Raw genomic sequence first — 20,663 nt, 5'->3', positions numbered from 1 at the left:
GATCGTCCTGCCCCAGGCCTGCATAACAAATCGCACACTGAGAATAGGTCAGCCCTGCCCCGCACCATTGACATGACTGGTCATGCGTAAGGAAAGCGTATATCCCACACGCATCGCACTCCTCCAGAGGTGGATCCTCTCCATCACTTGGATCGTAGTAATGAGCATCAGACAGTGCTTCAAGCATGCGCTCAGCGATCGGCCCTGAATGCGAGCAACACAGGCAGAGGTATTCAAAATTTTCCGTATCGCTCTCTACCTGCAGCCTAGCCTTGAGTGAATCTGGGTGAGGGGCTACTAGAGTTGAACCGCATTCCTCACAGCAACTCTCTTCCAGCCAGGCCTGCATCCTTTCAGGAACACCCGCCTGGGCCCAGCCCACCCTGCACTGCTCGCCCATCGACTCTAAGAACTGGTGGTGGTTGAGCATTGACTCCCATGCTTCACCTAGGAGCGCTGCCGGAGATAGCTGCAGTTGGGTTTGAATGAAGTCCCGAAGCACAGGGAAAAGCTCGGAAACGAAGTCTGCCACCTCGCCGAGGGTGTTCGCTGGATGAAGGTGCTCGAGCTCATTCCGGCAAGTCTGAAGCCTGCGGATAACATCCCAGTCAACCTCGATAGAAAACGCCTTGAAGCGCTTCTCTATCGTTGCGACATCAATCGTAGTCGGCCTGAACTTGCCCACGGGCAGCCATTTCACGCCTCCCTCACCGTCACCTTGAGGAAGAATTTCGGGCGGCATGAATATGAGCTGAGCTGCTGCGGCAGGGTCAGTGGCACAAGTAGCCAACTTGAATTTGAAAAGCAGCAGCACGCCCGCAAAGAGGTTCCGTACCGCTGAAAGCGCACGCGCTGGATCTCCACCATCCTCCCGCACTTTCTGGCTGAGTTCGAAGTCTTCGATGCCCAGCCGTATGGAGGTCAGAGCGTTGTTGAAGAGCTTGGTGGCATCAAGCACTGTTGGAGACGGTTGGGCCATGGCACTGTTCCAAGAAGACTGACAGCTAGTGTTAACCCAGCTGCCTTCCACAACGCAACCGTGGGTTAATCAGACGCGGGAGCGACCACTATGTGCCCTGTAAAAAGTCTCGAACGTGTCCAGAGGCTCCTGGCCAGCTGCCTCCATGAGGCTATTACTCATCCACACAGCATCGTCCATAGCAAACGAGCAGCACCAACCATTTCCCACTAACTGAATCCCACCATCAAAAATGGTTTCAACCGAAATTGAAATAGCCTTCGACCCAGGCTGTTCTCTTAGGTCATCAGTAGCGTCAATGGCCAAAAATGTAGCCGAAGCAGAATAGTCCCAAAGACCTGCTCGCCTCCGATACGATCTCGCCACTTCAGTTTCTCTACGAGCAGGACTAACCAGGTAACCGGCTTTATTACCCACAGTCACATTCACCGCTTCATAAAGTGCTCTCGCGAGCTCTTCGGCATCACTCGACTCAATGAGAAAGTAGTCCTCCTCAATGGAGAGCCTAACCCCATTAGGCTCAGCCTGAATTTTGGCGGACAACTGAACATCAAACTCTCGATCCCGCCAAGCAGTGATCTCTCTTCTACTGCACAAGCCTTCTTGAATACCAGGCATGAATCGCCCCTTTGAAAAATCATTAAGGGGACAATATCACACCACACAATTAAACCAAATTAATTTATCAAAAACCTTGACCGAAACCATAGTTACAAGTATGCGCCAAGCATACCCGTTACCCCATCATCAGGCTTTAAATACTCTTCAGCGTTAAGATAGAGGGCCGATATCAAGTGTACAAATGAGAAATGCGGGAACATGGCGCTGGGTTCATACACCCAGAATAATTGAGATCCGCAGCAGAGACTTTGCAGAAAGCGACCGCTCATATATGCAAGCGGAGCGCGCAGGCCAAGGATGGCCAAAAGGCGGGAGGATCAAAGCCCGTAGGGCCAAGACCCGCAGTCGCGGGGCTTGGTTCACGAGAGCCGTCCGCGACAGCGGCCCGCCAAGGGGTCAGCGGTGCATTTTGCTGAAACGCTCTACGAGCTTGGCAGGAGCAATCGACTGCCAAGTATCAAGCGCTTTTGCTTTACGGAACAAATTGATACCTACACCAACGAAACCAGCAAACACCAAACCAGCAATGGTAAGAGAGTAGCCAGTCAGATCGGATACAAATTGAGCAAAGCCGTTGTACGACCCACCACTTTTATCAAACGCGCCGATTGCAAAAAACAACCCAATCCAGGATATCAAAAACGCCACGCCCGCAATTACCGCACCGTTCGCCCAAATACCCAATTGGCTCGTGTACTTCAAGCTAGCCTGCTCTAGAACCTTACCGTTTTCGGCTTTTACAGCCATCACAAATCCTTTATTTTTTTGCTTATCCCTAGATTTTTGAACAAGACCATAAAACTCATACCGACTACCATTCTCCAATTCCTCATAGATTCGGGTAGGCATCCGAAAATTAGGAATTAAGACGTCATCTATTTTCATGATGACTTGCACGTTATCTGAGAATCTCTCAAAAACTCGTATATCTTGTAGACAGCCCGAAAATTTCAGGTATTCAAACTTTATAAACACTTACAGCTCCTTGCTTTACCTGAATTTCAGGCACGATAACGCCATGGGCACAACTCGGCGCGCCCAGGCTGGATTTGATAACGCAGTTATGTGTTAGGGTAGCGATTGCCCACTTGGAGGCAAAAATCTCTCAAGCTCCGGCGACCTCCATCACGGCGGAAAGTAGCCACCACGTACCTCGAATGAATGGTCGTGATCACCCAGAACCTCCCTTCCTTTTTGACACCTAGAATGTCTGAAGTTTGGATCAGGTGCCCGTCAGCAAAACGCCCGTGGGGCCCTTGACGGACATGGCCGAACACAACACCCACCGCCGTAGTTTTATGAATCTGGACGTTAACAAGAAACGCAGTAACGTCATCCTCATATTTCTGCCCAACCGCTCTTGCTATGCGAAGCAGGTCGAAATCAGAGTAGCGCTTAGTGTAAAAGTCGACTTCAACGCGATTGTCGTCAGACATTGTTATAGCCTCCGAGCCCTGCAGTTGAAGTGTATTTCTTGGTACGACTACGATACAGCTCTTTCAAGCCAGTCAAGGACTCAACTTTGAGGCTTGGTTCATGCGTGTCGATGTAAACCTCACCGCCCTCAACCTCAAGGATCGAGACCGGCACTTCATCCATGCTGAAGCCCATGGAGAGAGACACCAGCTTTTCCATCTTCCAGCCATCGCCTTTGTTCATCCAGCCGGGTGTTACCGCTTGGACTTCCTGAACAACCAAGGTTTCATCTTGCGCCACTAGCAACTCAACGAGCCGGGTCTCGTCATTGAGCATTTCTTCATAGCTCCTGAATTGACCTTCATGGAGACGCTGAACACTCACGTGATACCAGTGCGTAGCAAGAGCTCGGGAAACGCCGTGCCAATGCATCAATCCATCTCCAAACATACCTGGGAAACCAGCGATGTCAGCTTGGTGCGAACGGAACATATCTTGACCTCTGAAACAGGCAAGTCACCACGAGTAGCTCGTGACACTTAGAAGATGGAGAAGATGCCTTGCAGGCTGGAAGGCTTGCGATACCCGGGGCCTTTCAACACGTAGGCAGTATTCCGAGTTACGAATAGGTAGCCATCTTTAAACGAAGTGCCCATAGAGGAGCGTACCCAGTTGCCGGGCTCGAAGCGCCGCTGATCGTCATGCAGCACATGGTGGGCAAAAAGGAACATTGGCTGGCATCCAGCAGCGGTTACCTTTGCTCGCTCCTCTTCAGTAACTATCGCATCGAGAATTACCCAGTCTTCGACTACGCACAGAGGAAACCACTTGAACCGCTGTCTTGCCGCAGCGAGAACTTCTTCGAGAGACAGCTCGGAGCCAATCAGGGCAACCCCATTTTCGCCCAGCAGCCCATCTTCGAGCCCTCTGTCCATCCGTTACATCCCCGCCAATAATTACGCATAAATTGACGATCAAAGCCTAGACCGCCATCCATATTACTATAGCTCTTTGCATGGCGGCAGGCAAACGCGGCATACCGTTCGCTTTTGGGGAGCTTGCGATGTCGCTGCGTTATTCCTTTGCAGCATGCCTCCAGTTGCTACGCACTCGTAAAGGGCTGTTCCAAGAGGACATCGCCAATGTCGGCGACTCGGTCTCTCAGCCCTATGTGAGTAAGCTAGAACTTGGAAAGAGTGTGGTGAGCCTCGACACGAGCTACCAGATAGCAGCCGCGTTGAAGGTGGAGCCGATCACCCTCCTAGCCCTGGCGGTTGCCTCTCATGATCAAAGAACAGCTAGGGAGATGCTCCTGACTTCTCTTGCAGAGCTGGACGCCTTAGAGCTCGCAGATGCAACTCTGCCAACAGAGCCAGCGGAATTGACCCGGCCAGGCACAGACGGCGCTAGGAAGAAATGGGACGCCGTTCAGGACTTGAAGAAGAGAGGATTTACCCAGGCTCAGGCAGCGAAGGAGCTAGGGATACCTGAGAGCACCTTGCGGCGGCTTTGGCATCAAAAAACCTAAGGTGGGATGGAGTCCGGATTGCCGCCGTGAAGGCGCCGGAAATGCGGATGTAAACCTAAGAAAGCCCGAATTCATTGGGCTTGAGGGGGGACTGGATTGGATAAGAGCATCGGGAAGGGCGAAAAGGATGGTGTACGGCCAAAATAGGTTTACATTTGACCTACGATTTTCGCTGACGAGCGGTGGTTTACGTATTTCCGCACCTAGGTGCTATGATGAAGTCACTAGCAATGCTTCTCCTACTCCACAAACCCCGTTCTGACTAGGGTTGAGAGAAAGCAGATCGAGCTAAGCGCTGAATCCCGAAGGTTTACGTTCTCCCCTCCTCCAAAACAAGGAGTTCGTGAAACGATCACACAGTACAACAGCCCCGCGGGCCAGCGCCGGGCGGATGACCTGCGCCAGGTGCTGGGCGCGAGCGGCGAACACCAGCAGCAGCTCAGTGTCGGCCGCCATGCCTTCGTCACTGGGTGTCAGCAACAGTTCACGCACCTTTTCCGCCAGCGGCGTACCGCCTGGCTCACGGGTCAGCACCACGTCCAGGCCGTGCTCGCGCAGGCGCGCGGCCAGGTAGTCGCGATTGGTGCTCTTGCCCGCGCCTTCGGGGCCTTCCAAAGTAATAAACAAGCCGCTCACAGGCAGTCCTTAATGTTGTTCGTCAGGCGTCGGCCGCTCGGCCGCTTGCGCACCGCCGGCAGGGGCATCCTGCGCGGGCGCTTGATCGGGGGCTGGCTGCGCAGTTGGCTCGTCCGCTGCTGACGGGTCCGCTGCTGGGGGCTCAGGGCGCTGCGCATCGTCGGCGCCCGATGCCTGTTCGGCATCATCGGCACCTGGCTTGGCCTCTTGCTGCGGCGCGGGGCTGGAGCGGTAGTCCGACCGGCGCTTGAGCTGGAACTCGCGCACTGCCGAATTGTGGTCGTCGAGGTCGTCGGAAAACACATGGCTGCCATCGCCGCGGGCGACGAAGTAAAGACTGGTGCCATTGGATGGGTTCAGCGCCGCGTGAATCGCCTCGCGGCCGACCATGGCGATCGGGGTCGGCGGCAGGCCGGTCATGGTGTAGGTGTTATAGGGCGTCGGCTCGCGCAGGTCGGCGCGGGTGATCTTGCCGTTGTAGCGTTCACCCATGCCATAGATAACCGTCGGGTCGGTCTGCAGCATCATACCCAGGCGCATGCGCCGCACGAACACGCCGGCGATCTGCCCGCGCTCCTGCGGAATGCCGGTTTCCTTCTCTACCAGGGAGGCCATGATCAGCGCCTGGTACGGGTCACGATACGGCAGGTCGGTGGACCGCTCGGCCCACTCCTTGGCCAGCACTTCGTCCAGACGCATGTAGGCCTGCTGCAGCAACTCGACATCACTCATACCCCGCACGAAGCGGTAGGTGTCGGGGAAGAAACGGCCTTCGGGGAACACACCGGTATGGCCGAGCTTGTCCATGACCTCGGCATCCGACAAGCCCTCCAGGGTATGCTTGATCTTTTCATGCTTGGCCACGGCCGCACGCACCTGGCGGAAGGTCCAGCCTTCGACCAGGGTGAGGTTGTACTGCACCACGTCGGCACGGCGCCAGGCGTCGAACAATTGCTCGACGGTCATGCCAGGGGTAAGACGGTACTCACCGGTGTGCAGGGGGGTGCCGGCCATGTTGAAGCGCCAGTACAAACGCAACCAGACAGCGTCGTCGAGCAACCCTTCCCTTTGCATGCTGTAGAACATGCGGTTGGGGTTAGTGCCATTGGGCACATCCAGCAGGCGCTCCTGCGTGACGTGCAGGGGCTGCTCCAGGACCGAGTTGACCTTCCAGGCCGACCAGCCAAACGCCAGGCCGGCAAGGATCAAGCCCATTTCCAGCAACAGCAGGAATTTACGTCTCACGAATTCAGGTTTCCAGTAACGTACGGGCAACGGCCTGCAGTTTACGAGTGAGCGGGCCCGGCGACCAGTTTAGCGCGGCTACGCCACACACGGGCCAAATGCCGTAAACGCTATTGCAAACAAATACTTCATCCGCTTGCTCAAGCGCCTCGAACGACAGGTCGCAGACCTGTACCGCAATACCCAGCAGCGGGGCCTGTTCCAGCAGTGCGGCACGCATCACGCCCGCCACGCCACAACGGCTAAGGTCGGCGGTAAGCAGCACGCCATCGCGCACCAGAAACAGATTGCTGTATACCCCTTCGATCACCCTGCCCTGCGCGTCACGCATCAGGCCTTCGGCATGGTCGCTGTCCTGCCATTCGGCACGGGCCAGCACCTGCTCCAGGCGGTTAAGGTGTTTGAGGCCGGCCAGCAGTGGTTGTTCCCCAAGCCGGGTCTGGCAAGGGAACAAACGTACGCCATGCTCGGCATGCTCGACAGGATAACGGGGTAATGGGCTGCCTTGCAGGATACGCCGCGGCGCTGCATCGACAGCTGGCGCATAGCCACGCTGGCTATCGCCACGGGTAAGGATGAGTTTGACGACACCCTCACCCAACTGGCTGGCGTAGCGCAGCAGCTCGTCGCGTACCAGCGCCAGATCGGCGTTGATCGCCAGACGCTGGCAGCCCAGTGCCAGGCGTGCGAGGTGGCCGTCCAGCAAGCTGGGCCGGGCGCCTCGCACAGCGATGGTTTCGAACAGGCCATCGCCGTAGGCCAGGCCGCGGTTCTGCAGGTTGAGTGCAGTCGCCGGCTGGCCGTCGATCCAGCTGTGCATCAGCCGGCAAACCGGCGGAATACCAGCGAGCCGTTAGTGCCGCCAAAGCCGAACGAGTTGGACAGCACCACGTCGATCGGCATGCTGCGCGCCTGGTGGGGAACGAAGTCGAGGTCACACCCCTCGTCCGGCTCGTCCAGGTTGATGGTCGGCGGGGCCATCTGGCTATTGATGGCCAGCACGCTGAAGATCGCCTCCACCGCGCCCGCGGCGCCCAGCAAGTGACCGGTCATCGACTTGGTCGAGCTGACCGCCAGCTTGTAGGCATGCTCGCCGAACACGCGCTTGATCGCCGCCACTTCGGCCACATCGCCCGCCGGGGTAGAAGTGCCGTGGGCGTTGATGTAGCTGACTTCTTCCGGCTGGATACCGGCATCGCGCAAAGCGTTGGCCATGCAGCGGGCAGCGCCCTCGCCAGAGTCGGGTGGCGAGGTCATGTGGTAGGCGTCGCCGCTCATGCCAAAGCCAACCAGCTCGGCATAGATAGTCGCACCGCGGGCCTTGGCGTGCTCCAGCTCCTCGAGCACCAGGGCTCCGGCACCGTCGGACAGTACAAAGCCGTCACGGCCCTTGTCCCACGGGCGACTGGCCCGGCTTGGTTCATCGTTGCGGGTAGACAGTGCGCGCGAAGCGCCAAAACCGCCCATACCCAGACCACAAGCGGCCATCTCGGCGCCACCTGCGATCATCACGTCAGCTTCACCGTAGGCGATATTGCGCGCGGCCATGCCGATGCAATGGGTGCCAGTGGTGCACGCAGTGGCGATGGCATAGTTCGGCCCTTGCAGACCCAGGTGGATCGACAGGAAACCGGAGATCATGTTGATGATCGAACCCGGCACGAAGAACGGCGAAATGCGGCGCGGCCCTGAATCGTGCAGGGTGCGGCTGGTTTCTTCGATGTTGGTCAGACCACCGATACCCGAGCCCATGGCCACGCCAATACGCTCGCGGTTGGCATCGGTGACCTCCAGGCCGGCATTACGCACGGCCTGGAAACCAGCCGCCAGGCCGTACTGGATGAACAGGTCGAGCTTGCGGGCCTCTTTGGCCGACAGGTACTGCTCAACCTCGAAGCCTTTCACCGAGCCGCCAAAACGGGTGGAGTAGGCAGACAGGTCCGTGTGTTCGATCGGACCGATGCCACTGCGGCCAGCCAGAATGCCCTGCCAGGTGCTCGGTACATCGGTACCCAGTGGCGACAGCATACCCATACCGGTGACCACGACGCGTCTACGCGACACAGTACTCTCCTTTTCTAATAACAGAGTCTCTTGCCATTGCATTCAAGTGCTGGAATGAAATGGCAACAAGCTCTTGGTGCGCGGTGAACGAAGCCGCCTGATAAATGCGAGGCGCTCGCAAAGAAAAAACCGCACGCCGGCGAAGGCAGTGCGGTTTTCCCCGACAAGAAACGTCGACTGTCGCGTCTTAGGCCTGGTGGGCTTTGACGTAGTCGATGGCGGCTTGAACGGTAGTGATCTTCTCGGCTTCTTCGTCAGGGATTTCGGTCTCGAATTCCTCTTCCAGAGCCATCACCAGTTCAACGGTGTCAAGCGAATCGGCACCCAGGTCATCGACGAAGGACTTAGTCTCAGTCACTTCTTCTTCCTTGACGCCCAGTTGCTCGGCGACGATTTTCTTGACGCGTTCTTCGATGGTGCTCATACCTAGTTTTCACTCCTAATGGATATATGTCAGGCAGCTGGCCGGTGGCTAATTTTATAGAAAGACGTTCGCTTTTCAAGCTAAACGCACCTTCAGGCTAGTCACCACACCCGCTGCCTGGAATCTGGTTGCAGCTTTATAACGGATTTTAGGCTCGCAGTATGACTCTTTTTTTACGAAACCCGTCACATTGAGTTGCAGTATTACATGTACATCCCGCCGTTGACCGGCACGGTAGCGCCGGTCACGTAGGCGGCGCCGTCGGACGCCAGGAACGAAACCACCTTGGCAATTTCGTCAGCCTGGCCCAGGCGGCCCAGCGGAATCTGGGTCTGCAGGGCTTCGCGCTGAGCTTCCGGCAGCTCGCGGGTCATGTCGGTATCGATGAAGCCCGGGGTCACCGAGTTGACGGTGATGCCACGCGAACCCACTTCACGCGCCAGGGCGCGACTGAAGCCTTCCAGACCGGCCTTGGCCGCCGCGTAGTTGGCCTGACCCGCGTTACCCATGGCACCGACGACCGAGCCGATGCTGATGATACGACCCCAACGCGCCTTGGTCATGCCACGCAGCACGCCCTTGGACAGACGGTAGAGGCTGTTGAGGTTGGTGTCGATGACATCGAACCACTCGTCGTCTTTCATGCGCAGCATGAGGTTGTCGCGGGTGATACCGGCGTTGTTGACCAGGATGGCCGGCGCACCGAACTGCTCGCCAATGGCGGCCAGCACGGCTTCAACCGATTCGGCGCTGGTCACGTTCAGCTCCATGCCGGTGCCGGTGATGCCGTGTTCTTTCAGGGTGGCAGCGATACGCTCGGCGCCGGACGCCGAAGTGGCGGTACCGATCACGGTCGCGCCCTGGCGGCCCAGCTCGAGGGCGATGGCCTGGCCAATGCCACGGCTGGCGCCGGTAACCAGTGCAACTTTACCTTGCAGGCTCATGCAAGCTTCTCCAAATCAGGCCAGTGCCGCGCGGGTGGCAGCAACGGCGTCAGGGGTGTTGAGGTTGTAGGTGGTCACGCCGTCGGCGCAACGCTTGTTAAGGCCAGCCAGGACCTTGCCCGGGCCACACTCGACCAGGTTGACCGCACCGTTGGCGGCCAGGGTCTGCACGCACTCGACCCAGCGTACCGGCTGGTACAGCTGTGCCAGCAGGTCGTGCTTGAGAGCATCGAGGTCGGCAGCGACGGCGGCGGTGACGTTCTGCACCACCGGAATCTGCGGGGCCTTCCATTCGATGGCATTGACCGATTCGGCAAAGCGCTCGGCGGCGGGCTTCATCAGGGCGCAGTGCGACGGGACGCTCACCGCCAGTGGCAGGGCGCGCTTGGCACCTTTGGCCTTGCACAGCTCCATGGCGCGGTCTACCGCCGCCTTGTTACCGGCGATGACCACCTGACCAGGCGAGTTGAAGTTCACGGCGCTGACCACTTCATCTTCAGCGGCTTCGGCGCAGAGTTCCACGACCACAGCATCGTCCAGGCCGAGAATGGCAGCCATGGCGCCGTGACCGGCCGGTACGGCTTCCTGCATCAGCTGACCGCGGCGCTCGACCAGGCGAACGGCATCTTTCAGGCTGATGCTGCCAGCGGCGACCAGGGCGCTGTATTCACCCAGGCTGTGCCCGGAAACGAAGGCAGGCTTGGCACCGCCCTCTTCCAGCCACAGGCGCCACAGTGCGATGGACGCAGTAAGGATTGCCGGCTGGGTCTTGTCGGTCTGGTTGAGTTGCTCTTCCGGGCCGTCCTGGACCAGCTTCCACAGGTCGTAGCCGAGCGCTTCGGACGCTTCCTTGAAGGTTTCGATGATCACTGGCTTCTCGGCGCCGAGCTCGGCGAGCATGCCCAGCGACTGGGAACCTTGACCGGGAAAGACGAATGCGAGGGATGCAGACATTGAACAAGCCCTTATGATCTTGTCGTCGGATAGTGTGCGCCAGGGCCGAAGCCAGGCGCGGAATCTGAAAACTTGGATGGAAACATAGACCAAGCGGTCACATTTAAGCACTTCATCGGCGAAATGCCTAAGGCAACAGGTCTTCAAGGCGGCCGTGCAGCCGCTGCGGCAGGTTCTCCTGAATTTCGATCAGCGCCCGCTGGATGGCACTCTGAAAGCCCTGCACACCCGCCGAGCCATGACTCTTGATGACGATACCCTGCAGCCCCAGGAAGCTCGCCCCATTATGCCGCGCCGGCGCCAGGTCGGCCTGCAGACGCTTGAGCAGCGGCATGGCAACAGCCCCGGCAATGCGGGCAAAAGCACCGCCCTTGAACAGTTTTTCGATGCGCGCACCGATCATCGTCGCCAGGCCCTCGCTGGACTTGAGCAGTATGTTGCCGACAAAACCGTCGCACACCACCACGTCTGCCTCACCCCGGTACAGGCCATCCCCTTCGACGAAACCGACGTAGTTGAGGCCGCGGGCGTTCTGCAACAGCGTGGCAGCCAGCTTGACCTGCTGGTTACCCTTGATGTCCTCGGTACCGATATTCAACAGCGCCACGCGTGGCCGATGCACACCCAGGGCCTGAGCGGCCACCGAGCCCATTACCGCGAACTGGTAGAGGTTTTCGGCACTGCAGTCGACATTCGCGCCCAGATCGAGCAGTTGGCAGTAACCCGTCTGGGTCGGGATCGCCGCCACCATGGCCGGCCGGTCGATACCCGGCAGGGTCTTGAGCACGAAGCGCGACAACGCCATCAGCGCCCCGGTATTACCGGCACTGACACAGGCCTGGGCTTTTCCGTCGCGCACCAGTTCGAGGGCGATGCGCATCGACGAATCCGGCTTGCCACGCAACGCCTGGGATGGCCGCTCGTCCATGCCGACTACCTCACTGGCGGCGACAATCTGCAGGCGCGCGCGATCCGCAGCTGGCAGGCCGCTGACGAGATCTTCAAGGAGGGAGGGTTGACCGACGAGGGTCAGATGAAGCGAGGGGGTAGCCGAAAGGCAGGCAATGCTAGCCTGGACAATGCTGCGGGGACCGAAGTCCCCGCCCATTGCGTCGATCGCGATGACCTGAGCGGACAAGGATTACTCGTCAGCGCCCTTGTCGACCACTTTACGACCACGGTATACGCCTTCTGGCGAAACGTGGTGACGCAGGTGAACTTCACCGGTGGTTTTCTCTACCGACAGCGCGTTTTCCGACAGGGCGTCGTGCGAACGGCGCATGTCACGGGCAGAGCGGGATTTTTTGTTCTGCTGAACAGCCATAATTGATTAACTCCTAAACGTTTGGGTCACGCTTTAACTGCGCCAAAACACTGAACGGGTTGGACCGCGATACCTCGTCCTTGCTCGATTCGGGCTCGTCTGCGCCCGCCGGCTGCTGGCATTCTTCCGGATGATGAGCAGGCACGATTGGCAAGGCGAGCAAAAGCTCCTCCTCAACCAATGCCTGCAGATCCAAAGGATCTTCGCCCAGTTCCAGCACGTCATAGCCTTTCGGCAACGACTGGGTATTCGCACCCTCCTTCACCACAGCGTATGTACATTCGCTGTGGATCGGTAGGGTGACCAGCTCAAGACAACGCTGGCAAACCATCTTGACTTCGACGTCCAGCTCGCTGTGGATAACCACCACGTGCTGTTCATCTCGTTCAAAATCGAACTTCGCCTGCACCGTACCGACATTGTCGGAAAGCGGGTCGCAGAGTCTTTCCAAATCAGCGAGTTGCAGCGAACCGTTAAGAGTTACGCCACGATCGGCTAATTTGCGCGGGTCAACGTGAGGTGGAATCGGGTCATTCAACATAGGCGCAGCATTCTAGGGATGCCCCCCGCCCCTGTCAAAGGAAATTAGGCGGCATCGTGCGTGATAGAATTGGTTCAACCGAACCCGGAGTCTACCATGCTTCCTTTGTTACTGGCTTCCAGCTCTGCCTATCGCCGCGAACTGCTCGCACGCCTGCACCTGCCCTTCACCTGGGCAAGCCCCGATATAGACGAGCAACGCCTGGATGGCGAACCGCCCGTAGAGCTGGTGCGCCGGCTGGCCAGGCAAAAGGCCGAGGCATTGGCAGGCAGCCACCCCCGACACCTGATCATAGGCTCGGACCAGGTTGCGGTACTGGGCGAGCAGGTGCTGGGCAAGCCGCATACGTTCGAGCGCGCCTGCGAGCAACTACTGGAGTGCAGCGGGCAACAGGTGAGCTTCCTGACCGGACTGGCGCTGCTGAACAGCACCACCGGGCAGTGCCAGGTAGATTGCGTGCCTTTTACCGTGACACTGCGTGAACTGAGCAGGGAGCAGGTCGAGCGTTACGTGGCAGCAGAACAGCCGCTGGATTGCGCAGGGAGTTTCAAGGCGGAGGGGCTGGGGGTGAGCTTGTTCCAGAGCACGCACGGGTGCGACGCGACCAGCCTGATCGGGCTGCCGCTGATCCGGCTGGTGGATATGCTGACCAAGGAAGGGGTGATGGTTCCGTAACCTGGCTGGGGATTTGGGCGCCCGGCAGATCGAGCGCCGCCCGGGAGGGTGAACGATCGGGGATGCTGGACGGCAGGTCTGGCCTATTCGCGGGTAAACCCGCTCCTACAACGGGCGTGGCGACACCAGCTCATGCCCGCGAATGCGATGGTGCTGCGACGGTGAATGGCCGGGGATATTGGACGGCAAATCCGACCCATTCGCGGGAACACCCCACAACAGCAGATGGCGACACCACCGATTGTTGTAGGAGCGGGCTTGCCCGCGAATGCGATGGTGCTGCGACGGTGAATGGCCAGGGATATTGGCCGGCAGGTCTGGCCTATTCGCGGGTAAACCCGCGCCTACAACGCACCGCTGGGCACCCTGATCGATGAGCGAGCCTGCGCGCAATGCGCCGCGCAGGCGGCGCTTGATCTGCCAGACACCACAAGAACTGCGACGAACTCAACGCAACTGCGGCCCCTGGAACCCCATCCACATCGCCAGGTGCTCAGCCACGCTGGCACCCACGCGCTTGGAGAAGCGATCGAAAGGCGACTCCTGAACGGTGAAGTCAACCAACTCCTTCTCGCCCACGACCTCACGCGCCACATAGCTGGCACTGCCCAAGCCATCCACCAGCCCCAGCGCCTTGGCCTGTTCACCCGACCAGATCAGGCCGCTGAACAACTCCGGGTGCTCCTTATCCTTCAGGCGCTCACCCCGCCCCTGCTTGACCATGGCGATGAACTGCCGGTGCGTGGTATCCAGCACACCCTGCCAGAACCGGGTCTCTTCTGGTTTTTCCGGCGAAAACGGATCAAGGAACGCCTTGTGCTCACCCGATGTATAGGCACGGCGCTCGACCCCTAGCTTCTCCATGGTGCCAACAAAGCCATAACCCGCCGCCGTCACCCCAATGGACCCCACCAGGCTGGCCTTGTCGGCATAGATCTCGTCCGCCGCACTGGCGATGTAATAGGCACCGGAAGCACCAAGGTCAGCGATCACCGCATACAGCTTGATGGCGGGATATTCGGCACGCAGGCGACGGATTTCGTCATACACGTAACCTGCCTGCACCGGGCTGCCACCCGGGCTATTGATGCGCATCACCACAGCCTTGGTCTTGTCGTCCTTGAACGCTTCGCGCAGGCTCTTGACGATGTTATCGGCGCTGGCAGCCTCCTGATCGGCAATCACCCCGCGCACCTCGACCAGCGCGGTATGGCTGGCACTGCGCGAAGCGGCCTTGTCCATGTCCATCAGCGGCGAGAACAACGCCAGAATGCCGAACAGGTAGACGAAGGTCAGCAGCTTGAAGAAGATCCCCCAGCGCCGCGACCGTCGCTGCTCCTGCACGCTGGCCAGCAAGGTCTTTTCCAGCAGCTTCCAGCTGTTGCGCTCTTCGCGCTCCCCGGGCTCGGCCTCAGGGGCTTTCCATTCGTCTGCCATGCTTACCTACCTTGGAAGTGGAATTGCGGAACCACCCAGCCACTCGCGCAACTGGGAAAAGTGATCGATGCATACCTGCGGGCCAAACTCGGCCAGCGCCTGCAGCGACATGGCACCATAGCCAACCGCCACCGAATGCATGCCGGCATTGCTGGCCATCTGCAGGTCGAATGCCGAATCTCCGACCATCAGCGCACGCGACGGTTCGACGCCACAATGCCCGAGGATTTCCTCAAGCATCAGCGGGTGTGGCTTGCCACGGGTCTCGTCAGCGGCGCGGGTGATGTCGAAGAACCGCTCCCAGCCGTTGGCCTTGAGCACCCGATCCAGCCCGCGACGAGCCTTGCCGGTGGCCACCGCCAGGCGGTAACCCTCGGCGCGAAAGGCATCCAGCGACTCGACCACGCCATCGAACAACGGCGAAGGTTGCTGATCCAGCGCAACGTACACATCGGCATAGTGCTGGCGGAAGCTGGCAACCTCTGCAGGCGCCAGGTGCGGGTACAGGGTGTGGATCGCCTCGTCCAAGGCCAGACCAATGATACCCTTGACCGCAGCGTCGCTGCTCTGCGCCTCGCCGGCACGCTCCGCGGCGACATTCATGGCCTCGACGATACGCCCAATGGAATCGGCCAGGGTGCCATCCCAGTCGAAGATCAGTAGCTCATAGCCTTTTTTCATGGATCAGGACGCACTCAGACGTTCAACGGTTTTCGCCCAGACCTCATCCACAGGCGCCTCGAGCTTCAATTCACCACCGTCCGGCAGCGGTACAGTCAACGCGTAGGCATGCAGGAACAGGCGCTTGCCACCCAACTCACGAATTTCGCGACTGAAATCTTCGTCACCGTATTTGCTGTCGCCTGCGATCATGTGCCCGGCATGCAGGGTGTGCACGCGGATCTGATGGGTACGACCAGTGATCGGGCGCGCCTCGACAATGGTGGCAAAGTCACCAAAACGGCGCAGGACGCGAAACAGGGTCAGCGCCTCCTTGCCTTCATCGTTCACTTCGACCATGCGCTCGCCGGAACGCAGGTTGCTCTTGAGCAACGGCGCGTTGACCTGCTTTTTCGAGGTTGGCCAATGGCCGCGCACCAGCGCCATATAGCGCTTGTCGACACCATCGCCGCGCAGGGCGGCATGCAGGTGGCGCAGCATGCTGCGCTTCTTGGCGATCATCAACAGGCCAGACGTGTCGCGATCCAGGCGGTGCACCAGCTCCAGCTCCTTGGCGTCCGGGCGCAACTGGCGCAGCGCCTCGATCACCCCGAAGCTCAGGCCACTGCCGCCGTGCACGGCGATGCCGGCCGGCTTGTTCATCACGATAAGCGCTTTGTCCTCGTAGACAATGGCGGCTTCCAGACGCTGCAGCAGGCCTTGGGCCACCGGCGCCGGCTCGTCTCGTTCCGGCAAGCGGACGGGCGGAACCCGCACGATGTCGCCGGCCTGGATCTTGTACTCCGGCTTGACGCGGCCCTTGTTGACCCTCACCTCACCCTTGCGCAGGATGCGGTAGACCAGTGTCTTGGGCACGCCCTTGAGGGCCGTGATGAGGAAATTATCGATGCGTTGGCCGGCAAGCTCCGGCGCGACTTCGATCAGCTGAACGCCGGAAGTCGGAGGGGTATTGGTCGTCATTGCGAGATCATAACAATTTTTTATGGAATTGAAGCACTTAATCATTGCTGCTATAGTCGCGAACGCCGCCAAAAGCGGCAGGCCAGCGGCACCAGGCTCTTTGCCGGTCCTTGACCTTCGCAATTCTCCAGGACGCGAGGCCGTCCTACGGGGTTTTCGCCAGTTTACCGAAATGCCTGGAATCGCCACCAGCGCCGTGTAGAGAAGACCGAAAAAAAACGACAAGTGCGGTGTTTCACCTGCTTACCCGATTCTTTTCGCTGCACCTCTGCCCGCGAGTCGCTTCCACGCATCGCCCGGCGAATGCTTCGGAAATACCTGCCTTGGACATGAATGGCGCCAGCGCAGAACCAGCGCTGGCGAAAAATGCAACCCGTTGCGGATTCAGCGCGCGGCAGCACCCGAATTATCAGGGATACGTGCAGGGTGGAGATGCACAGCCCTCGGACCGTGTAGCACCGCGTCCGGCCACCAGCCCACTGACGGCTGGTGAGCGGATAAGGTCCTGAACAGATGCCCTCCGGGCGTCCACGGCTGACGGTTGATTCCTCCTCCTGACTGAGTGCACAAGGCCCGCTTGGTTGATTCGGATACCTATTCGAAGCCACCGGGGCCTTGTTGGCACCGCAGCAAACAGGACGCGTCGTCGCGACAACGGCAGGCTGGGCAACCGGCTGGTGCCGAACGTCGCTCGACACGGGGGTGGCCCGGCCACCCTTTGCGCACCTTGGCACCGACCATGAGACGTCGTGTGTGCCGAACGCCGTTTCCGGCAGCCCGGAAACCGACGGTACAACATGAAAAGAATGCTGATTAACGCGACTCAACCCGAAGAGTTGCGTGTAGCCCTGGTGGACGGCCAACGTCTCTACGACCTGGACATCGAGTCCGGCGCGCGCGAGCAGAAAAAGGCCAACATCTACAAAGGCAAGATCACCCGCATCGAACCCAGCCTCGAAGCCGCCTTCGTCGACTTCGGTTCCGAACGTCACGGCTTCCTGCCGCTGAAAGAAATCTCCCGCGAGTACTTCAAGAAGGCCCCTGAAGGCCGGGTCAACATCAAGGAAGTGCTCAGCGAAGGCCAGGAAGTCATCGTTCAGGTCGAGAAGGAAGAGCGCGGCAACAAAGGCGCCGCCCTCACCACCTTCATCAGCCTGGCCGGCCGCTACCTGGTGCTGATGCCCAACAACCCGCGTGCCGGTGGCATCTCGCGCCGCATCGAAGGCGAAGAGCGCAACGAACTGCGCGAAGCCCTGAACGGCCTGACCGTACCGGGCGACATGGGCCTGATCGTGCGCACTGCCGGCCTTGGCCGCAGCAGCGAAGAAATGCAGTGGGACCTGGACTACCTGCTGCAGCTGTGGACCGCCATCAAGGAAGCGTCCCTGGACCGCGCCGCGCCATTCCTGATCTACCAGGAAAGCAACGTCATCATCCGCGCCATCCGCGACTACCTGCGTCAGGACATCGGCGAAGTACTGATCGACAGCATCGACGCCCAGGAAGAAGCGCTGACCTTCATCCGCCAGGTGATGCCGCAGTACGCCAGCAAGGTCAAGCTGTACGAAGACAGCGTACCGCTGTTCAACCGCTTCCAGATCGAAAGCCAGATCGAGACCGCCTTCCAGCGCGTGGTCGACCTGCCGTCCGGCGGTTCGATCGTGATCGACCCGACCGAAGCCCTGGTGTCCATCGACATCAACTCGGCGCGCGCCACCAAAGGCAGCGACATCGAAGAAACCGCCCTGCAGACCAACCTGGAAGCGGCCGAGGAAATCGCCCGCCAGCTGCGCCTGCGTGACATCGGCGGCCTGATCGTCATCGACTTCATCGACATGACCCCGGCGAAGAACCAGCGCGCCGTTGAAGAGCGCGTGCGTGAATGCCTGGAAGCCGACCGCGCCCGCGTCCAGGTAGGCCGCATCTCGCGCTTCGGCCTGCTGGAAATGTCCCGTCAGCGCCTGCGCCCATCGCTGGGCGAAAGCAGCGGCATCGTCTGCCCACGCTGCTCCGGCACCGGCATCATCCGTGACGTCGAATCGCTGTCGCTGGCCATCCTGCGCCTGATCGAAGAAGAAGCCCTGAAGGACCGCACCGCCGAAGTACGTGCTCAAGTGCCGATCCCGGTAGCCGCGTTCCTGCTGAACGAAAAGCGTAACTCGATCACCAAGATCGAGCTGCGCACCCGTGCGCGCATCATCATCCTGCCGAACGACCACCTGGAAACCCCGCACTTCGAAGTCCAGCGCCTGCGCGACGACAACCCTGAAGTGCTGAACAACCAGTCCAGCTACGAAATCGCCGCCGCCGAAGCCGAAGAAGCGCCGCAACCGACCGCCACCCGCACCCTGGTACGCCAGGAAGCCGCAGTGAAAACGGCCCCGGCCCGCGCCAACGCACCGGTACCGGCCGCCGCTGAAGAGCCCCAGGCTGCCGCGCCGGTAGCCCCTGCCCCGAGCGTTCCGGAGCCAAGCCTGTTCAAAGGCCTGGTGAAGTCGCTGGTGAGCCTGTTCGCCGGCAAGGACGAGCCTGCCGCCGCGCCAGTGGTGCCCGCCGCCGAAAAACCGGCTGCCGAGCGCAGCCCGCGTAACGAAGAACGCCGCAACGGCCGCCAGCAAAGCCGCAACCGCAACGGCCGCCGCGACGAAGAACGTAAACCGCGTGAAGAGCGTGCCGAGCGCGCACCGCGTGAAGAGCGTGCACCGCGCGAGGAACGCGCCCCACGCGAAGAGCGTGCGCCGCGTGAGGAACGTGCCCCACGTGAAGAGCGTGCACCGCGCGAAGAACGTGCGCCGCGCCAACCACGCGAAGACCGCCGTGGCAACCGCGGCGAAGAGCGCGTTCGCGAACTGCGCGAGCCGCTGGACGCTACCCCGCCAGCCGAACGCGAAGAGCGCCAGCCGCGTGAAGAACGTGTAGCCCGCGAAGAGCGAGCGCCACGTGAAGAGCGCGCACCGCGTGAAGAGCGTGCTCCACGTGAAGAACGCGCACCGCGTGAAGAACGCACCCCTCGCGAAGAGCGTGCTCCACGTGAAGAACGCGCCCCTCGCGAAGAACGTGCTCCACGTGAGGAACGCGCACCGCGCGAAGAGCGTGCTCCACGCGAAGAACGCGCCGCGCGCCCACCACGCGAAGAGCGCCAACCACGCGCTGCCGAAGAAGCAACCGAACAGGCAGCCGAGCTGGCCGAAGAGCAACTGCCAGGCGAAGAGCTGCTGCAAGACGAGCAGGAAGGCACCGATGGCGAGCGCCCGCGCCGCCGCTCCCGTGGCCAGCGTCGTCGCAGCAACCGTCGTGAGCGTCAGCGCAATGCCAATGGCGAGCTGATCGACGGCAGTGAAGAAGAAGGCAGCGAAGAGCAGCCACAACAGCACCAGGCCACCGAGCTGGGTGCCGAACTGGCTGCCGGCCTTGCCGTGACGGCTGCTGTCGCCAGCAGCAACATCAGCTCCGACGCAGAAGCCCAGGCCAACCAGCAGGCCGAGCGTGCTACCGCCGAAGTCGCTGCCGTTGCAGAAACCGACAACAGCGAAGCCGCCCAACCGGTCGAGCAGGTCGAAGCGGCCACCAAAGCTGAAGAAGCGTCCGTGGCCCCAGCGGTCGAGCAGCCGGTCACCGAGCCAGTGGCCGCAGCCGAGGCAACTGCCGAGCCTGTGGTCGAAATGGCCCCGCAGCCTGTCGCTGAAGATGCACCTGCTGTTGAGCCGGTCGTGGTTGCAGAAACCGTGGTCACTGAAACCCCGGCAGAAGCCCCAGCGGTAGAAGCCGGTGAAATCGAACAGGCCCCGGCCGTGGTCGAAGTCGCTCCGGTTGCCGTGCAGCCTGCCCCGGTTGTCGAAGCCCAGCCAGAAGTAGTGGCCGAGCCTGCACCGGCACCGGCAGTGGTCGAACCTGCCACTGTCATGCTGGCCAACGGCCGCGCACCGAACGACCCACGTGAAGTGCGTCGCCGTAAGCGCGAGGCCGAGGCTGCTGCCAAAGCCGCACAGGAAGCTGCTGCAGCCTCCCAGGAACCAGCCTTGGAAACCGCCGATGAACACAAACCTCATCACGGCTGATAGCCAGAGCTGAATGAAAAAGCCCCGCCAGTGCGAACTGGCGGGGCTTTTTTTTGGTTTGCCTGACTGGCCTCTTCGCGGGTAAACCCGCTCCTACAATGGCATGTGTCCAACCCCCGATGTGTGTCCACCACCGATCAGGTGTAGGAGCGGGTTTACCCGCGAATACGGTGGCG

Annotated in this window: 21 protein-coding genes and 1 pseudogene; 3 read left to right on the top strand and 19 right to left on the bottom strand. The window is 60.2% G+C overall.

The annotated features are described in order from the left end of the window. The 6 genes from V7787_RS47220 to V7787_RS47195 all read right to left on the bottom strand — a co-directional run. On the bottom strand, positions 1-979 hold a 979-nt coding region (locus V7787_RS47220), incomplete at its 3' end, for a hypothetical protein (protein ID WP_336094648.1). A 69-nt stretch (positions 980-1,048) separates the two neighbouring features. Further along, the gene (locus tag V7787_RS47215) at positions 1,049-1,597 is read right to left on the bottom strand and encodes a hypothetical protein (RefSeq protein WP_336094647.1); all 549 of its coding nucleotides are present in this window, start codon (positions 1,595-1,597) and stop codon (positions 1,049-1,051) included. A gap of 399 nt (positions 1,598-1,996) precedes the next feature. Further along, entirely contained in the window at positions 1,997-2,485 is a 489-nt protein-coding gene (locus V7787_RS47210; RefSeq protein ID WP_336094646.1) for a hypothetical protein, read from the bottom strand. 176 nt (positions 2,486-2,661) lie between these two features. Further along, positions 2,662-3,036, bottom strand: a complete 375-nt coding sequence (locus V7787_RS47205) for a hypothetical protein (protein ID WP_336094645.1) — start codon at positions 3,034-3,036, stop codon at positions 2,662-2,664. Further along, complete coding sequence (locus V7787_RS47200) at positions 3,029-3,508, bottom strand: hypothetical protein (protein ID WP_336094644.1); 480 nt, start codon at positions 3,506-3,508, stop codon at positions 3,029-3,031. Before V7787_RS47200 ends, V7787_RS47205 begins: the two co-directional genes overlap by 8 nt. A gap of 47 nt (positions 3,509-3,555) precedes the next feature. Continuing rightward, on the bottom strand, positions 3,556-3,951 hold the full coding sequence (locus tag V7787_RS47195; protein ID WP_336094643.1) for a DUF6957 family protein: 396 nt from the start codon (positions 3,949-3,951) through the stop codon (positions 3,556-3,558). Positions 3,952-4,079: 128 nt separating this feature from the next. Between V7787_RS47195 and V7787_RS47190 the strand changes: the two genes are divergently transcribed. Continuing rightward, complete coding sequence (locus V7787_RS47190; protein ID WP_336094642.1) at positions 4,080-4,544, top strand: helix-turn-helix domain-containing protein; 465 nt, start codon at positions 4,080-4,082, stop codon at positions 4,542-4,544. A gap of 318 nt (positions 4,545-4,862) precedes the next feature. Here the strand turns inward: V7787_RS47190 and tmk are convergent. From tmk to V7787_RS47140, 10 genes and pseudogenes are all read right to left on the bottom strand, one after another. After that, a pseudogene (gene tmk / locus V7787_RS47185) lies at positions 4,863-5,180 on the bottom strand (dTMP kinase); the annotation flags it as partial. Positions 5,181-5,189: 9 nt separating this feature from the next. Further along, positions 5,190-6,425: an endolytic transglycosylase MltG gene (mltG, locus tag V7787_RS47180; protein WP_336094641.1), complete on the bottom strand. Its 1,236-nt coding sequence runs from the start codon at positions 6,423-6,425 to the stop codon at positions 5,190-5,192. A gap of 4 nt (positions 6,426-6,429) precedes the next feature. Then, on the bottom strand, positions 6,430-7,245 hold the full coding sequence (gene pabC, locus V7787_RS47175) for an aminodeoxychorismate lyase (protein ID WP_064491350.1): 816 nt from the start codon (positions 7,243-7,245) through the stop codon (positions 6,430-6,432). Continuing rightward, the gene (fabF, locus tag V7787_RS47170; protein WP_010952938.1) at positions 7,245-8,489 is read right to left on the bottom strand and encodes a beta-ketoacyl-ACP synthase II; all 1,245 of its coding nucleotides are present in this window, start codon (positions 8,487-8,489) and stop codon (positions 7,245-7,247) included. Before fabF ends, pabC begins: the two co-directional genes overlap by 1 nt. Positions 8,490-8,676: 187 nt before the next feature. Continuing rightward, positions 8,677-8,913: an acyl carrier protein gene (acpP, locus tag V7787_RS47165; protein ID WP_003247161.1), complete on the bottom strand. Its 237-nt coding sequence runs from the start codon at positions 8,911-8,913 to the stop codon at positions 8,677-8,679. 203 nt (positions 8,914-9,116) lie between these two features. Then, positions 9,117-9,857, bottom strand: a complete 741-nt coding sequence (fabG, locus tag V7787_RS47160) for a 3-oxoacyl-ACP reductase FabG (protein ID WP_003247160.1) — start codon at positions 9,855-9,857, stop codon at positions 9,117-9,119. A 15-nt stretch (positions 9,858-9,872) separates the two neighbouring features. Further along, positions 9,873-10,811, bottom strand: coding sequence for an ACP S-malonyltransferase (gene fabD, locus V7787_RS47155; protein ID WP_010952936.1), 939 nt, complete (start codon positions 10,809-10,811; stop codon positions 9,873-9,875). 127 nt (positions 10,812-10,938) lie between these two features. After that, complete coding sequence (plsX, locus tag V7787_RS47150; RefSeq protein ID WP_019437406.1) at positions 10,939-11,949, bottom strand: phosphate acyltransferase PlsX; 1,011 nt, start codon at positions 11,947-11,949, stop codon at positions 10,939-10,941. Between the two features lie 3 nt (positions 11,950-11,952). Continuing rightward, positions 11,953-12,135, bottom strand: a complete 183-nt coding sequence (rpmF, locus tag V7787_RS47145) for a 50S ribosomal protein L32 (RefSeq protein ID WP_003247154.1) — start codon at positions 12,133-12,135, stop codon at positions 11,953-11,955. A gap of 13 nt (positions 12,136-12,148) precedes the next feature. Then, positions 12,149-12,676 (bottom strand): YceD family protein, encoded by a 528-nt coding sequence (locus V7787_RS47140; RefSeq protein WP_010952934.1) that lies wholly within the window; start codon positions 12,674-12,676, stop codon positions 12,149-12,151. Positions 12,677-12,772: 96 nt separating this feature from the next. Between V7787_RS47140 and V7787_RS47135 the strand changes: the two genes are divergently transcribed. After that, on the top strand, positions 12,773-13,351 hold the full coding sequence (locus V7787_RS47135) for a Maf family protein (protein ID WP_336094640.1): 579 nt from the start codon (positions 12,773-12,775) through the stop codon (positions 13,349-13,351). Between the two features lie 447 nt (positions 13,352-13,798). Here the strand turns inward: V7787_RS47135 and V7787_RS47130 are convergent, their stop codons facing one another. The 3 genes from V7787_RS47130 to rluC are packed head-to-tail and all read right to left on the bottom strand — an operon-like array spanning position 13,799 to position 16,429. After that, a complete protein-coding gene (locus V7787_RS47130) occupies positions 13,799-14,788 on the bottom strand; it encodes a S49 family peptidase (protein WP_121161932.1) in 990 nt (329 codons plus the stop codon). Positions 14,789-14,794: 6 nt separating this feature from the next. Continuing rightward, the gene (locus V7787_RS47125) at positions 14,795-15,469 is read right to left on the bottom strand and encodes an HAD family hydrolase (protein WP_010952931.1); all 675 of its coding nucleotides are present in this window, start codon (positions 15,467-15,469) and stop codon (positions 14,795-14,797) included. 3 nt (positions 15,470-15,472) lie between these two features. Next, positions 15,473-16,429: a 23S rRNA pseudouridine(955/2504/2580) synthase RluC gene (gene rluC / locus V7787_RS47120; protein WP_003247149.1), complete on the bottom strand. Its 957-nt coding sequence runs from the start codon at positions 16,427-16,429 to the stop codon at positions 15,473-15,475. A gap of 797 nt (positions 16,430-17,226) precedes the next feature. Between rluC and rne the strand changes: the two genes are divergently transcribed. Continuing rightward, positions 17,227-20,487, top strand: coding sequence for a ribonuclease E (rne, locus tag V7787_RS47115; RefSeq protein WP_064491351.1), 3,261 nt, complete (start codon positions 17,227-17,229; stop codon positions 20,485-20,487). Positions 20,488-20,663: the final 176 nt, after the last annotated feature.

This window comes from Pseudomonas sp. CGJS7, from assembly GCF_036961695.1.
The sequence above is the reverse complement of the archived record's forward strand: the minus strand, read 5'-3'. Positions and strand labels throughout refer to the sequence as shown.

Excerpts from the sequence above, each read along its gene's own strand:
- V7787_RS47215 (WP_336094647.1), bottom strand. The coding sequence starts at position 1,597 with ATGCCTGGTATTCAAGAAGGCTTGTGCAGTAGAAGAGAGATCACTGCT.
- V7787_RS47210 (WP_336094646.1), bottom strand. The coding sequence starts at position 2,485 with ATGAAAATAGATGACGTCTTAATTCCTAATTTTCGGATGCCTACCCGA.
- V7787_RS47205 (WP_336094645.1), bottom strand. The coding sequence starts at position 3,036 with ATGTCTGACGACAATCGCGTTGAAGTCGACTTTTACACTAAGCGCTAC.
- V7787_RS47200 (WP_336094644.1), bottom strand. The coding sequence starts at position 3,508 with ATGTTCCGTTCGCACCAAGCTGACATCGCTGGTTTCCCAGGTATGTTT.
- V7787_RS47195 (WP_336094643.1), bottom strand. The coding sequence starts at position 3,951 with ATGGACAGAGGGCTCGAAGATGGGCTGCTGGGCGAAAATGGGGTTGCC.
- V7787_RS47190 (WP_336094642.1), top strand. The coding sequence starts at position 4,080 with ATGTCGCTGCGTTATTCCTTTGCAGCATGCCTCCAGTTGCTACGCACT.
- pabC (WP_064491350.1), bottom strand. The coding sequence starts at position 7,245 with ATGCACAGCTGGATCGACGGCCAGCCGGCGACTGCACTCAACCTGCAG.
- acpP (WP_003247161.1), bottom strand. The coding sequence starts at position 8,913 with ATGAGCACCATCGAAGAACGCGTCAAGAAAATCGTCGCCGAGCAACTG.
- fabG (WP_003247160.1), bottom strand. The coding sequence starts at position 9,857 with ATGAGCCTGCAAGGTAAAGTTGCACTGGTTACCGGCGCCAGCCGTGGC.
- fabD (WP_010952936.1), bottom strand. The coding sequence starts at position 10,811 with ATGTCTGCATCCCTCGCATTCGTCTTTCCCGGTCAAGGTTCCCAGTCG.
- rpmF (WP_003247154.1), bottom strand. The coding sequence starts at position 12,135 with ATGGCTGTTCAGCAGAACAAAAAATCCCGCTCTGCCCGTGACATGCGC.
- V7787_RS47140 (WP_010952934.1), bottom strand. The coding sequence starts at position 12,676 with ATGTTGAATGACCCGATTCCACCTCACGTTGACCCGCGCAAATTAGCC.
- V7787_RS47135 (WP_336094640.1), top strand. The coding sequence starts at position 12,773 with ATGCTTCCTTTGTTACTGGCTTCCAGCTCTGCCTATCGCCGCGAACTG.
- V7787_RS47130 (WP_121161932.1), bottom strand. The coding sequence starts at position 14,788 with ATGGCAGACGAATGGAAAGCCCCTGAGGCCGAGCCCGGGGAGCGCGAA.
- V7787_RS47125 (WP_010952931.1), bottom strand. The coding sequence starts at position 15,469 with ATGAAAAAAGGCTATGAGCTACTGATCTTCGACTGGGATGGCACCCTG.
- rluC (WP_003247149.1), bottom strand. The coding sequence starts at position 16,429 with ATGACGACCAATACCCCTCCGACTTCCGGCGTTCAGCTGATCGAAGTC.
- rne (WP_064491351.1), top strand. The coding sequence starts at position 17,227 with ATGAAAAGAATGCTGATTAACGCGACTCAACCCGAAGAGTTGCGTGTA.